Source organism: Streptomyces sp. NPDC026206 (genome assembly GCF_040638465.1).
GTDB lineage: Bacteria > Actinomycetota > Actinomycetes > Streptomycetales > Streptomycetaceae > Streptomyces.
This window is the reverse complement of the sequence record NZ_JBEZYL010000001.1, coordinates 264,192-277,252: the sequence shown is the minus strand read 5'-3', so window position 1 is coordinate 277,252 and position 13,061 is coordinate 264,192. Positions and strand designations below refer to the sequence as shown.

Sequence of the window (13,061 nt, the reverse complement as noted above, 5' to 3'; positions counted from 1 at the left end):
GCACGAACCTCCCTTCGAGATTGCCACCCCAAATGCCGTCCCGCCTCACTCCCGTACCCTCGGAACCATGTCGCTCTACGCCGCGTACGCCGGCAACCTCGACGCGCGGCTGATGACCCGCCGCGCACCGCACTCGCCGCTGCGCGGCACGGGCTGGCTCAACGGCTGGCGGCTGACGTTCGGCGGGGAGCAGATGGGGTGGGAGGGCGCACTCGCCACCATCGTGGAGGCACCCCGCTCGCAGGTCTTCGTGGCCCTCTATGACATCGCCCCGATGGACGAGGACTCGATGGACCGTTGGGAGGGTGTCGGCCTGGACATCTACCGGCGCATGCGTGTCCGCGTCCACACCCTCGACGGTGAGGAGCCAGCCTGGATCTATGTCCTCAACGGCTACGAGGGGGGCCTGCCCTCCGCCCGCTACCTCGGCGAGCTCGCCGACGCCGCGGAATCCGCCGGCGCACCCCACGACTACGTCATGGAGCTGCGCAAGCGCCCGTGCTGAAGGTGACGACTCCATCTCGTCACAAAGTACAAAGCAACAATCCGAACACCGTAACCAGCGACATCTACGCGCGTAGGCCATTAGCGGCTACCCTCGTCCGCGTGAACGCATCAGTTACCCCCGAGATCCAGGCCGACCCGTACGCCGCGGCCGACGCCGCCGCCGCCCGCCTGCGCGAGCTCACAGGCGCCGAGACCCACGACGTCGCCCTGGTCATGGGCTCCGGCTGGGTCCCCGCCACCGAGGCGCTCGGCGCCCCCGAGGCCGAGTTCCCGGTCACCGAGCTGCCCGGCTTCACGCCGGCCGCCGTCGCGGGCCACGCGGGCACGGTCCGCTCCTACAAGGTCAACGACAAGCGCGCGCTCGTCTTCCTCGGCCGTACGCACTACTACGAGGGCCGCGGCGTCGCCGCCGTCGTCCACGGCGTGCGCACCTCCGTCGCCGCCGGCTGCAAGACCGTCGTCCTGACCAACGGCTGCGGCGGCCTCCGCGAGGGCATGCGCCCCGGCCAGCCGGTGCTGATCAGCGACCACATCAACATGACGGCGACCTCGCCGATCGTCGGCGCCAACTTCGTCGACCTCACCGACCTCTACTCCCCGCGTCTGCGTGCCCTGTGCAAGGAGGTCGACGCCACCCTGGAGGAGGGCGTCTACGTCCAGCTCCCCGGCCCGCACTACGAGACCCCGGCCGAGATCAAGATGGTCCGCACCCTCGGTGGCGACCTCGTCGGCATGTCCACCACCCTCGAGGCCATCGCGGCCCGCGAGGCGGGCGCCGAGGTCCTGGGCATCTCCCTCGTCACGAACCTCGCCGCGGGCATGACGGGCGAGCCGCTGAACCACGAGGAGGTCCTCGAGGCCGGCCGCGACGCGGCGGCTCGCATGGGCTCGCTCCTGGCGCAGGTCCTTCCGAAGCTCTGACCCTGGCGATCACGCCGTCTGTCACTCCGTGCCGGGGGCCCTTGCGCCTCCGGCACGGGCGTTTCCGCGCCTTCGGCGCGATTGCGCCCGCCCTCCCGTCCGATCACCCGACAGTCGTCCGACATCGGTGGGGGCTGAGGCAGCCCCACCGGCCCGCGGCCGCCGTACCGGCCGGAGGGGCCGGGGCGGGACGGGCCCCGGCAGGGGGCGTAAGGGTTATTTGCGGCGACGTTCCGGGCAACCTGAACGGCTGACCGTTGCCGTAAATAATCCAGCCCCCAGAGGGGCCCGTCCCGCCCCGGCCCCGACCACGCACCGCACGCCATGCGCACCCTCAAATACCTCCGGAGGAAAACCGTGGAGCGAGACCTCATCGCACAGGCCAGGACCTGGCTCGCCGAGGACCCCGACCCCGAGACCCGCGACGAGCTCGCCAAGCTCATCGACGCCGGCGACCTCACCGAGCTCGGCGCCCGCTTCGCCGGCACCCTGCAGTTCGGCACCGCCGGTCTCCGCGGCGAACTCGGCGCCGGCCCCATGCGCATGAACCGCACCGTCGTGATCCGCGCCGCCGCCGGCCTCGCCGCGTACCTCAAGAAGCAGGGCCACACCAACGGCACCGTCGTCATCGGCTACGACGCCCGCCACAAGTCCGCCGACTTCGCCCGCGACACCGCCGCCGTCATGGTGGGCGCCGGGCTGAAGGCGGCGCTGCTCCCCGAGCCCCTGCCCACGCCCGTCCTCGCCTTCGCGATCCGCCACCTCGGTGCCGTCGCCGGCATCGAGGTCACCGCGAGCCACAACCCGCCGCGCGACAACGGCTACAAGGTCTACCTCGGTGACGGCTCCCAGATCGTGCCCCCGGCCGACGCGGAGATCGCCGCCGAGATCGCGGCCATCGCGAGCCTCGACGACGTGCCCCGGCCGTCCGCCGGCTGGGAGACCCTCCGCGAGGACGCCGTGGTCGGCGCCTACCTGGAGCGCACCGACGCCGTCCTGACGGGCGGCTCCCCCCGTGATGTCCGCGTCGTCTACACGCCCCTGCACGGTGTCGGCCGCTCCGTCCTGACCGCCGCCTTCGCCCGTGCGGGCTTCCCCGCGCCGGTCGTCGTCGCGGAGCAGGCCGAGCCGGACCCGGACTTCCCGACGGTCGCGTTCCCCAACCCGGAGGAGCCCGGGGCGATGGACCTGGCCTTCGCGACGGCCCGTGCGGCCGGGGAGAACGCGCCGGACATCATCATCGCCAACGACCCCGACGCGGACCGCTGCGCCGTGGCGGTGCCGGCGCCGGACACCGTCGAGGGCTGGCGGATGCTGCGCGGTGACGAGGTGGGGGCGCTGCTGGCCACGCATCTGGTGCACAAGAGCGCCCGCGGCACGTTCGCGACGACGATCGTCTCGTCCTCGCTGCTGTCCCGCATCGCCGCGGCCGCCGCCGGGGCGTCGTACGAGGAGACGCTGACGGGCTTCAAGTGGCTCGCCCGCGTGGACGGTCTGCGGTACGCCTACGAGGAGGCGCTGGGCTACTGCGTCGACCCCGAGGGCGTACGGGACAAGGACGGCATCACCGCGGCGCTGCTGGTGGCCGAGCTGACGGCGGAGCTGAAGGCGTCGGGGCGGACGCTGAGCGACCTGCTGGACGACCTGGCGGTCGAGCACGGGCTGCACGCGACGGACCAGCTCTCGGTCCGGGTGGAGGACCTGTCGCTGATCGCCTCGGCGATGCGGCGTCTGCGCGAGCAGCCGCCGACGGTGCTGGCCGGGCTGCACGTGGTGTCGGCGGAGGACCTGACGAAGGGCACGGAGGCGCTGCCGCCGACGGACGGTCTGCGGTACGCCCTGGCGGGCGATGAGGCCGGGACGGTCTCGGGGGCACGGGTCATCGTGCGGCCGAGCGGCACGGAGCCGAAGCTGAAGTGCTACCTGGAGGTCGTGGTGCCGGTGGCGTCCGCGAGCGGGCTGGTGGACGCGCGCGGGCGGGCGGCCGAGGTCCTGGCGGCGATCAAGACGGACGTGGCGCGGGCCGCGGGGATCTGACCCTCCGCTTCCGGTGACCGGCCAGCCGGTGGGGGTCAGGGTCGGGGCGGGACGGCTCTTTTGGGGGCCGCCCGCATCCGGCGGCTCCGGTGGCTCCTTGTGGGGCCGGGGGCGGGGCGGGACGGGCCCTTCTGGGGGCTGGATTATTTACGGCAACGGCACCCTGTCGGGGTGCCCCGAAAGCCGCCGCAAATAACCCTTACGCCCCCTGCCAGGGCCGTCCCGCCCCCCTCCCGCCGGTACGGCGGCTGCGGCCCGGTGGTCCCACGGCACAACGGACCTGCACCACCCCCGTCACGGCGGCGGTCAGGCGACTACGGCCAGCACCACGAACAGCACCAACCCCACCAGCGCCGGCACGATCAGTTCGTACGCCCAGCGGACGGTCGGCGCACTTCCCTCACCCGCGGTGTGCTGTTCCGCGAGTTCGTTCAGCTCCTGGACGGCCTGGTCCGAAGGCGCCCGGGACGACTCGTCCCCGCCACGCGCACTCGCTCGCGCGGCCCGCTTGCGCTGGCGCAGGGAGACGGGAATGGCCCACAGCTGGTACTTCGCACCGCCGGCGAGCACTTCACTGGAGTACCCGGCGCGCACGGCCTCGACAGAGTCCCACGACAACGTGATCGTGCGGAACGGATTGCGCACCAGCAGCCGCTCCTCCCCCGCCCAGACGGCGGGTCGCAGCGTGAACGCGATGATCAGCGGCACCGCGAAGAGCAGCCCCGCCAGCGCGAGCCACGGCGTGCCGCCCTCGCCGCCGACGATCGCGTCGCCGCCCAGCCAGGCGGCCAGGCCCAGCAGCAGGACGCCACCGCCGATGCCGGCGGAGGAGCGGTAGCACCGCTCGGCGTAGTCCTGACCGGGGGCCTTCGGGGAACTCGTCATGGCGCCGATTCTGCCCGACCGGGCGGCTGCCGGACGTTGCGGTACGGCAACGCTACGGGTGTCCTCCCGGGGCGGCGGCGGCCTTGGTCGCGGTGAGGTCGGCGTAGACGACGATGTTGTCCGGCCGGTGGCCGTCGCGCAGGTCACCGCCGCAGGTGATCAGGCGGAGCTCGGGGCGGTCGGTGTTGCCGTAGACCTTGCGGGTGGGGAAGTTCTTCTTGCCGACCTGCTGCAGTTCCCGGACGGTGAAGGTGGCGGTGGAGCCGTCGGCGCGGGTGACGGTGATGGGATCGCCGGTCCTGACCTTGGCGATGTCCTTGAGGACGGCCGGGCCCTTCGCGGTGTCGAAGTGACCGATGAGGACGGCGGGCCCGGTCTCGCCGGGCGTGACGCCCTTGTCGTACCAGCCGATGCGATCGGCCTGTTCCACGGACGGCACCTCGACAGTGCCGTCGTCGGCCAGACCGAGGTCGAGGAGGGGCCCCGCGTCGACCGATGCGGCGGGCACGCTGACGCGGACGGGCTTGGAGGCCGGCAGCGGGGCGACGGTGGCGGTGGGCCGGGGCGCGGTGGTCGCCGCCACGTGGGCGCCGGCCGCGTGCGTCCCGGTGCCGCAGGCGAGCAGGCCGCCGCCGAGAGCGAGGACGAGCAGCGAGGCCGCGGCGCCACGCCGGGGCCGGGAGGCGGAGGGCTGGGTCATGCGGAACTCCTGACGGGCGCTACGCCACAAGGGCGGGCCGCCGGTGAGGGGCGGCCCACCCTTGTGGGTCGGTGGAGGTGCGGATCAGACGCCGGCGCCGACGGCACGGCGGCGCAGCACGGCGAACGCGATGCCCGCGGCGCTGACCGAGGCGAGGGCGCCACCGGCCGCGAGGAGCGCCGTGTCGTTGCCGTCACGGACGCCTTCGGCACCGGCCGCGACGCCGCCCTGCGGGACGGCCCTGGTCTGCGCGGCGCCGGACGGGACGAGCCGGGTGGAGGCGTTGGTGGCCTTGGCCTCGCTGCCGGTGGTGGTGGCGGTGTCGGCGCCCTTGGTGCGGATCTCACCGTTGAGAGCGGTCAGCGTGAGCTTCATGCCGTTGTAGTCGACCGTCACGTCCTTGCCATTGGCCGTGAACGACTTGACGACCTTGCCATCGACAACAACATCGGCCCGGTGGGTCTCAGGACCCGACTCGTACACCTTCACCACGCTGCCGTCATCAAGCGTCACAGTCCGGTGCAGCCACCACGAACCGTAGACCTTCTCGGTGCGGATCTCACCGTTCAGAGCGGTCAGCGTGAGCTTCATGCCGTTGTAGTCGACCGTCACATCCTTGCCATTGGCCGTGAACGACTTGACGACCTTGCCATCGACAACAACATCGGCCCGGTGGGTCTCAGGACCCGACTCGTACACCTTCACCACGCTGCCGTCATCAAGCGTCACAGTCCGGTGCAGCCACCACGAACCGTAAACCTTCTCGGTCTCCTTGGCCTTTGCCGCACCCTTGCCGGCCTCGGTCTTCTTCCCCGTCTCGGCCTCGGCGGCGGCGTCCTTCTTGGTGCCGGTCTTCTCGTCCGCCTTGGCGGGGGCGGTGGTCCCGGCGGTCTGCTCGGCCGCCTTGGCAGGTGCGGACGGCGCGGCCGGAATCGCGGGGGTCGCGGGCTCTGCCGCGAAGGCGGCGGTCGCCGGGGCCAGCAGGGCGGAGGCGAGAGCGGCGGAGGCGACGGCGGCGCGGAAGGCGATGGGGGCACCGCCCGTGCCCTTGAGGCTACGGGGAAGGCGGCGCGGGGACAAAGCTGACATGCTGGGCTCCTGGCGGGATAGGGCCTGGGAAATAGGGATTCGCATGCCGCTTCCCTCGGTTCGGGTGGGGCCGGAGAGGTCGGGCGGTTCTGCTGAGAAAAAGCTTATGGATCACAAGTGATCGAAGTTTCCGCTTTTTGTCACGAAACATCGACAGCCATCGGCAGGAAGTGGAAGATGAGTCGCCACTTCCGATTGAAACCGGCCGAATCGGGCAGTACGGTTCGGACGAGCCTTCGGCCCGGACGGCCCGGGCGCACCCGCGACGGCGCCCGTGCCCGTGCCCGCCAAGTGATCTTGCTGGTCACGGCTTTGCTCACCCCCAGGGGGTGACACGCGCTACGCGCGTAGATATGCTGATCGGGTGACCATGCACCCTCCTCCAACAGTCCCCTCAAACGGCAACGAGGCCGCCGAGCGACTGGCGTCGATGGCGGACGTGACCGCCTCCGACGGTGCTCTGCGCCGCTTCCTGCACGGCCTCCCGGGCGTCGACCCGGTCGGGCTGGAGGCCCGCGCGGCAGCGCTCGGCACCCGCTCGATCAAGACGACGGCGAAGGCTTACGCCATCGACCTGGCGATCTCCATGATCGATCTGACGACCCTGGAGGGCGCGGACACCCCGGGCAAGGTCCGGGCGCTGTGCGCCAAGGCCGTCAACCCGGACCCGACGGACCGCGACACCCCTCGCACCGCCGCGATCTGCGTCTACCCCGACATGGCGGCCGTCGCCGCCGAGGCCCTGCGGGGCTCCGGCGTGAAGGTGGCCTCCGTCGCGACCGCGTTCCCCGCCGGGCGGGCCGCGCTGCCGGTCAAGCTGGCGGACACCAAGGACGCCGTCGCCGCCGGGGCGGACGAGATCGACATGGTGATCGACCGGGGGGCCTTCCTCTCCGGCCGTTACCTCTCCGTCTTCGAAGAGATCAAGGCCGTCAAGGACGCCTGCCGCCGGGAGGACGGTTCCGCCGCCCGCCTGAAGGTGATCTTCGAGACCGGTGAGCTGTCGACGTACGACAACATCCGCCGTGCCTCCTGGCTGGGCATGCTCGCGGGCGCCGACTTCATCAAGACCTCGACCGGCAAGGTCGCGGTGAACGCCACCCCGGCGAACACCCTGCTGATGCTGGAGGCCGTGCGCGACTTCCGCGCCACGACCGGGGTGCAGGTGGGCGTCAAGCCCGCCGGCGGCATCCGCACCACCAAGGACGCACTGAAGTTCCTGGTGCTGGTCAACGAGACCGTGGGCGAGGAGTGGCTGACCAACGAGTGGTTCCGTTTCGGCGCCTCCAGCCTCCTCAACGACCTGCTGATGCAGCGCCAGAAGCTGAGCACCGGGCGCTACTCCGGTCCCGACTACGTGACGGTGGACTGACCATGGCTTTTGAATACGCACCGGCGCCGGAGTCGCGCGCGGTCGTCGACATCGCCCCGTCCTACGGGCTCTTCATCGACGGCGAGTTCCGCGAGGGCTCCGACGGCAAGGTCTTCAAGACCGTCTCCCCCTCCACCGAGGAGGTGCTGTCCGAGGTCGCGCAGGCGTCGGCCGAGGACGTGGACGCCGCCGTCAAGGCCGCCCGCAAGGCGTTCGAGAAGTGGTCCGCCCTGCCGGGCGCGGAGCGCGCGAAGTACCTGTTCCGCATCGCCCGGATCATCCAGGAGCGCTCGCGCGAGCTGGCCGTCCTGGAGACGCTCGACAACGGCAAGCCGATCAAGGAGACCCGCGACGCGGACCTCCCGCTGGTCGCCGCGCACTTCTTCTACTACGCGGGCTGGGCCGACAAGCTCGACCACGCCGGCTTCGGGCCGAACCCGAAGGCGCTGGGCGTGGCCGGTCAGGTCATCCCGTGGAACTTCCCGCTGCTGATGCTGGCCTGGAAGATCGCCCCCGCGCTGGCCGCCGGTAACACGGTCGTGCTCAAGCCGGCCGAGACCACTCCCCTGTCGGCCCTGTTCTTCGCGGACATCTGCCGCCAGGCGGGCCTGCCCAAGGGTGTCGTCAACATCCTGACCGGTGACGGTTCGACCGGTGCGGCGCTCGTCGCGCACGACGGCATCGACAAGGTGGCCTTCACGGGTTCCACCGGCGTCGGCAAGGAGATCGCCCGTACCCTCGCCGGTACGGACAAGAAGCTCACGCTGGAGCTGGGCGGCAAGGGCGCCAACATCGTCTTCGACGACGCGCCCATCGACCAGGCCGTCGAGGGCATCATCACCGGCATCTTCTTCAACCAGGGCCAGGTCTGCTGCGCGGGCTCGCGCCTGCTGGTGCAGGAGTCGGTCCAGGACGAGCTGCTGGACGCTCTCAAGCGGCGCATGTCCACCCTGCGCGTCGGCGACCCGCTGGACAAGAACACCGACGTCGGCGCGATCAACTCCGCCGAGCAGCTGGCCCGCATCAAGGCCCTGGCCGACAGCGGCGAGGCCGAGGGTGCCGAGCGCTGGGCCCCGGCCTGCGAGCTGCCCGGCAACGGCTACTGGTTCGCGCCGACGCTGTTCACGAACGTCACCCAAGCGCACCGCATCGCCCGCGAGGAGATCTTCGGCCCGGTGCTGTCCGTGCTGACCTTCCGTACGCCGGGTGAGGCCGTCGCCAAGGCCAACAACTCGCAGTACGGACTGTCGGCCGGCATCTGGACCGAGAAGGGTTCGCGGATGCTCGCCGTGGCGGGCAAGCTGCGGGCCGGCGTCGTCTGGGCCAACACGTTCAACAAGTTCGACCCGACCTCGCCCTTCGGCGGCTTCAAGGAGTCGGGCTTCGGCCGCGAGGGTGGCCGTCACGGTCTGGAGGCCTACCTCGCTGGAGCAGCCGAGCCGTCGAACGAGCGCAGCGAGCGAGAGGGTGAGCGCGACCGATGAAGCAGACTGATCGGCTCAGTGTCTTCAAGACCTACAAGCTGTTCGTCGGGGGCAAGTTCCCCCGGTCCGAGAGCGGGCGGGTGTACGAGGTGACCGACTCCAAAGGCACTTGGCTCGCCAATGCGCCCCTGTCGTCCCGCAAGGACGCCCGTGACGCCGTCGTGGCGGCGCGCAAGGCGTTCGGCGGCTGGTCGGGCGCGACCGCGTACAACCGCGGTCAGGTGCTCTACCGCGTCGCCGAGATGCTTGAGGGCCGCCGGGACCAGTTCGTCGCCGAGGTCGCCGACGCCGAGGGGCTGTCCAAGGCCAAGGCCGCGGCGCAGGTGGACGCGGCGATCGACCGCTGGGTCTGGTACGCGGGCTGGACCGACAAGATCTCCCAGGTCGTCGGTGGCACCAACCCGGTCGCGGGGCCGTTCTTCAACGTCTCCTCGCCCGAGCCGACCGGCGTGGTGGCCGTCCTGGCGCCGCAGGAGTCGTCGTTCCTGGGCCTGGTGTCCGTGATCGCCCCGGCGATCGCCACGGGCAACACGGTGATCGTCATCGCGTCCGAGAAGGCGCCGCTGCCCGCTCTGTCGCTGGGCGAGGTGCTGGCCACCTCCGACGTGCCCGGCGGTGTCGTCAACATCCTGTCCGGCAAGGCCGCGGAGATCTCTCCGTCGCTCGCCGCGCACCAGGACGTCAACGCGATCGATCTGGCGGGTGCCGACGCCGAGCTGGCGAAGGCCCTGGAGATCGCCGCGGCCGACAACCTCAAGCGCGTCGTCCGTCCACAGGCTGTGGACTGGTCCGCCGACCCGGGCACGGACCGGCTGACCGCCTTCCTGGAGACGAAGACCGTCTGGCACCCCACGGGTTCGCTGGGCGCGGGCGGCTCGTCGTACTGACGGCCCTGCCACGACACGACGGCGGCTCCCCGGTGCGTCCGGGGAGCCGCCGTCGGCGTACGTGCTGCGCGCGGGGTGCTTCAGTGCACCAGCAGGGTGTTCACCAGACCGCCGACCAGCGGTAGCTGCTCGACCTTGCTGCTCTTGGCCAGCGGTCCGGTGATCATCGCGGTGCTCACCGGCTGGAAGTCGCTGATCTGCGTGCCCACCGAGTTGTCCAGCGGGTTGAAACCGCCGCGGGCGAGGGGGTTGACGGGGAACTCCCTCAGCCCCAGGCCCGCCGCGGTGACGGACTGCACCAGGGCGGTGCCGGCCCCGTCCTGCAGAGCCGCTCCCACGTCGATCGGGCCGACGGTGGCGGAGGGCCCCGAGGTGTCCGCGTGGGCCGGGGCCGCGCCGCCGGCGCCGACGAGCGCGGCGCCCGCCGAGACGGTCAGGCCCAGGCACTTCAGGGCACGGGAGAGCGACGGCGGGGACGCGGGACGCGCGTGACGGGTGGGGGAGGTCATCACATCACCAGAGCGAAGGGGAAAGAACTCAGTAGGGCGCTCACGGTAACGGAGGCGGCGCGCAAAGTGAGCCGACGACCCGGGGGGACCCCCCATACGGCTCAATGCCTCACACTGGTGTCCCGTGACATCCCTCCTGACCTCCGCGCGCGTCATCCTGCTCACCGGCCCGTCCGGTTCCGGGAAGTCGTCCCTCGCCGCCCGCACCGGGCTGCCCGTGCTCAACCTGGACGACTTCTACAAGGAGGGTCACGACCCGACGCTCCCCCGGCTGCCCGACGACGGCGGCACCGACTGGGACTCGCCGCTGTCCTGGGACGCGGAGGCGGCCGTCGCGGCGATCGACGAGCTGTGCCGCACGAGCCGTACGGACGTGCCGCTGTACGACATCTCCACCAGCTCGCGCACCGGCGCCACCGCGCTGGACATCGGCCGCACCCCGCTGTTCATAGCGGAGGGCATCTTCGCCGCCGACATCATCGACCGGTGCCATGATCTGGGTCACCTCGCCGACGCCCTGTGCCTGCGCGGGCGGCCCTCGACGACCTTCCGCCGCCGCCTGCTGCGCGACCTGCGCGAGGCCCGCAAGCCCGTCCCCGTGCTGGTCCGCCGGGGCCTGCGCCTGATGCGCTCCGAACGGGCCATCGTGGCCCGCCAGACGGCGCTCGGCGCGTTCGCCTGCGGCCGGGAGACGGCCATGGGCCGGATCGCCGCCGCGGCCGCCGGGCGGCGCGAGAGCGTCCACTCCTGAGCGTGCTTGGGCCGTCCGCTTCCGGGCGGGTGTGAACGTACGCGTGCGGGCGCACGTATCCGGGCATGCGAGAGCGGGCGAGGCAGTCCCCCCGGCTGCCCGCCCGCTCTCTTCCCCCGTGTTTCCCCCCGTTGGTGCCCCGGGAGCTCCCCCCGCCCCCGTTACCGGCTAGGCCACGAGTTCCCCGAAGGACTCCCGTACGCCCCGGCCGGAGCCGATGACCTCGTCGTCGCGCAGCCGGCGCAGCGAGCGCCAGATGCTGCTCTTCACCGTGCCGACGCTGATGCCGAGGATCTCCGCGATCTCCGGGTCCGTGCGGCCCTCGTAGTAGCGGAGCACGAGCATGGTGCGCTGGAGCTCGGGCAGCCGGGCGAGTGCCTGCCAGAGGACGGCGCGCAGCTCGGTGCCGCGCATGGCGTCCGTCTCACCGGCCGTCTCCGGCAGTTCCTCGGTCGGGTACTCGTTGAGCTTGCGGCGCCGCCAGGCGCTGATGTGCAGGTTGGTCATGGTGCGGCGCAGATAACCGCCGACCGCGGCCTTGTCGGTGATGCGGTCCCAGGCGCGGTACGTCGAGAACAGCGCGCTCTGCAGCAGGTCCTCGGCCTCGTAACGGTCACCGGTGAGGTGGTACGCGGTCGCGTACAGGGAGGCCCGGCGCTCCTGGACGTAGGCGGTGAACTCCGCCTCCGCCCGCGAAACGCCCGTGGGCTTCTCCCCCGTTGCCCCCGAGGCGCCCCCCGCGCCTGCTGTGGGCTCCCCGTACGCGATCGCGTCGATGGCCACCATGTACGGCGGCCGTACCGTACGTCCGGTGCCGCGAGCGCACCCCCGCCCGCCCACGGCACCGGACTTCTCCGCGCTCCGGCCGGCATCGTGCAGACGCGTGCGAACTGCGCTGTTCGTGGTGCTGTGCAGTGTGTTCATCTCGCGCCCCCCGTCGGTGGAGCCAGCTCGGTCCGTCAGTGACCCGGACCGCGTTCTGCCCGGTGACCCAAAGCCTGCCGGGCCAGTTTCATCGCGCTGTCCGCCGACTGTCACAGCCCTGCAACAGGCCGTGCCGTCGCTGTTGCCGGGGCGTGGCGGGTCGCTGCGGCGTCCTTCTGTCGAACTACCGGCCAGTCTTAGGCCAGAATGACCACCGTGCCTTTCCTGTTGCTGATCGAGGACGACGACGCCATCCGCACGGCTCTCGAATTCTCCCTGTCCCGCCAGGGTCACCGTGTGGTGACTGCGGCGACGGGTGAGGACGGCCTGAAGATGCTGCGCGAGCAGCGGCCGGATCTGATCGTGCTGGACGTGATGCTGCCCGGTATCGACGGTTTCGAGGTGTGCCGCCGGATCCGGCGCACCGACCAGCTGCCGATCATTCTGCTCACCGCCCGCAACGACGACATCGATGTCGTCGTCGGCCTGGAGTCCGGTGCGGACGACTACGTGGTCAAACCCGTGCAGGGCCGGGTGCTGGACGCCCGGATCCGGGCGGTACTGCGCCGTGGCGAGCGCGAGTCGAGCGACTCGGCGTCCTTCGGTTCGCTGGTCATCGACCGGTCCGCGATGACGGTCACCAAGAACGGCCAGGACCTGCAGCTGACGCCGACCGAGCTGCGGCTGCTGCTGGAGCTCAGCCGCCGGCCGGGGCAGGCCCTGTCGCGGCAGCAGCTGCTGCGGCTGGTGTGGGAGCACGACTACCTCGGCGACTCCCGCCTGGTGGACGCCTGTGTGCAGCGGCTGCGCGCCAAGGTCGAGGACGTGCCGTCGTCGCCGACGCTGATCCGTACGGTCCGTGGGGTCGGCTACCGCCTGGACGCCCCGCAGTAGGGACGTCCGCGGCGACGATCCCGTCGTAGTACATCCGCAGTGCAGAGGACAGAGAGCCAACAGTGACAGAAGAGCCCGGTCGGGTGCGGGGCTGGGCGGCG

13 protein-coding genes are annotated in these 13,061 nt (G+C 71.4%); 8 read left to right on the top strand and 5 right to left on the bottom strand.

Annotated elements, in window-relative coordinates:
* The first annotated feature begins 67 nt into the window (after positions 1 to 67).
* From AB0F13_RS01295 to AB0F13_RS01285, 3 genes are all read left to right on the top strand, one after another.
* Complete coding sequence (locus tag AB0F13_RS01295; RefSeq protein ID WP_362073199.1) at positions 68 to 505, top strand: gamma-glutamylcyclotransferase; 438 nt, start codon at positions 68 to 70, stop codon at positions 503 to 505.
* 101 nt (positions 506 to 606) lie between these two features.
* Positions 607 to 1,428 (top strand): purine-nucleoside phosphorylase, encoded by an 822-nt coding sequence (locus AB0F13_RS01290; protein ID WP_362073196.1) that lies wholly within the window; start codon positions 607 to 609, stop codon positions 1,426 to 1,428.
* Between the two features lie 357 nt (positions 1,429 to 1,785).
* Positions 1,786 to 3,465 (top strand): phospho-sugar mutase, encoded by a 1,680-nt coding sequence (locus AB0F13_RS01285; protein WP_362073193.1) that lies wholly within the window; start codon positions 1,786 to 1,788, stop codon positions 3,463 to 3,465.
* 306 nt (positions 3,466 to 3,771) lie between these two features.
* Here AB0F13_RS01285 and AB0F13_RS01280 read toward each other — a convergent pair whose 3' ends face one another.
* From AB0F13_RS01280 to AB0F13_RS01270, 3 genes are all read right to left on the bottom strand, one after another.
* Positions 3,772 to 4,350: a PH domain-containing protein gene (locus AB0F13_RS01280; protein ID WP_362073190.1), complete on the bottom strand. Its 579-nt coding sequence runs from the start codon at positions 4,348 to 4,350 to the stop codon at positions 3,772 to 3,774.
* 52 nt (positions 4,351 to 4,402) lie between these two features.
* Positions 4,403 to 5,050, bottom strand: coding sequence for a class F sortase (locus AB0F13_RS01275; RefSeq protein WP_362073187.1), 648 nt, complete (start codon positions 5,048 to 5,050; stop codon positions 4,403 to 4,405).
* A gap of 84 nt (positions 5,051 to 5,134) precedes the next feature.
* A complete protein-coding gene (locus AB0F13_RS01270) occupies positions 5,135 to 6,139 on the bottom strand; it encodes a hypothetical protein (protein ID WP_362073184.1) in 1,005 nt (334 codons plus the stop codon).
* A gap of 370 nt (positions 6,140 to 6,509) precedes the next feature.
* Between AB0F13_RS01270 and deoC the strand changes: the two genes are divergently transcribed.
* From deoC to AB0F13_RS01255, 3 genes are read left to right on the top strand one after another with little or no spacing between them, the layout of a single operon-like run.
* On the top strand, positions 6,510 to 7,511 hold the full coding sequence (deoC, locus tag AB0F13_RS01265) for a deoxyribose-phosphate aldolase (protein ID WP_362074429.1): 1,002 nt from the start codon (positions 6,510 to 6,512) through the stop codon (positions 7,509 to 7,511).
* Complete coding sequence (locus tag AB0F13_RS01260; RefSeq protein ID WP_362074426.1) at positions 7,508 to 8,995, top strand: aldehyde dehydrogenase family protein; 1,488 nt, start codon at positions 7,508 to 7,510, stop codon at positions 8,993 to 8,995. The genes deoC and AB0F13_RS01260 overlap by 4 nt, the downstream gene beginning before the upstream one ends.
* Positions 8,992 to 9,882, top strand: a complete 891-nt coding sequence (locus tag AB0F13_RS01255; protein ID WP_362073181.1) for an aldehyde dehydrogenase family protein — start codon at positions 8,992 to 8,994, stop codon at positions 9,880 to 9,882. Before AB0F13_RS01260 ends, AB0F13_RS01255 begins: the two co-directional genes overlap by 4 nt.
* 80 nt (positions 9,883 to 9,962) lie before the next feature.
* Here AB0F13_RS01255 and AB0F13_RS01250 read toward each other — a convergent pair whose 3' ends face one another.
* On the bottom strand, positions 9,963 to 10,391 hold the full coding sequence (locus tag AB0F13_RS01250) for a hypothetical protein (RefSeq protein ID WP_362073178.1): 429 nt from the start codon (positions 10,389 to 10,391) through the stop codon (positions 9,963 to 9,965).
* A 124-nt stretch (positions 10,392 to 10,515) separates the two neighbouring features.
* On the opposite strand from AB0F13_RS01250, the gene AB0F13_RS01245 reads away from it, so the two are divergent.
* Complete coding sequence (locus AB0F13_RS01245; RefSeq protein WP_362073175.1) at positions 10,516 to 11,142, top strand: ATP-binding protein; 627 nt, start codon at positions 10,516 to 10,518, stop codon at positions 11,140 to 11,142.
* Between the two features lie 168 nt (positions 11,143 to 11,310).
* Here AB0F13_RS01245 and AB0F13_RS01240 read toward each other — a convergent pair whose 3' ends face one another.
* A complete protein-coding gene (locus AB0F13_RS01240; protein WP_362073172.1) occupies positions 11,311 to 12,066 on the bottom strand; it encodes a SigE family RNA polymerase sigma factor in 756 nt (251 codons plus the stop codon).
* Between the two features lie 216 nt (positions 12,067 to 12,282).
* Here AB0F13_RS01240 and afsQ1 point away from each other — a divergent pair, with 216 nt between their 5' ends.
* Positions 12,283 to 12,960, top strand: a complete 678-nt coding sequence (afsQ1, locus tag AB0F13_RS01235; protein WP_177338123.1) for a two-component system response regulator AfsQ1 — start codon at positions 12,283 to 12,285, stop codon at positions 12,958 to 12,960.
* Positions 12,961 to 13,061: the final 101 nt, after the last annotated feature.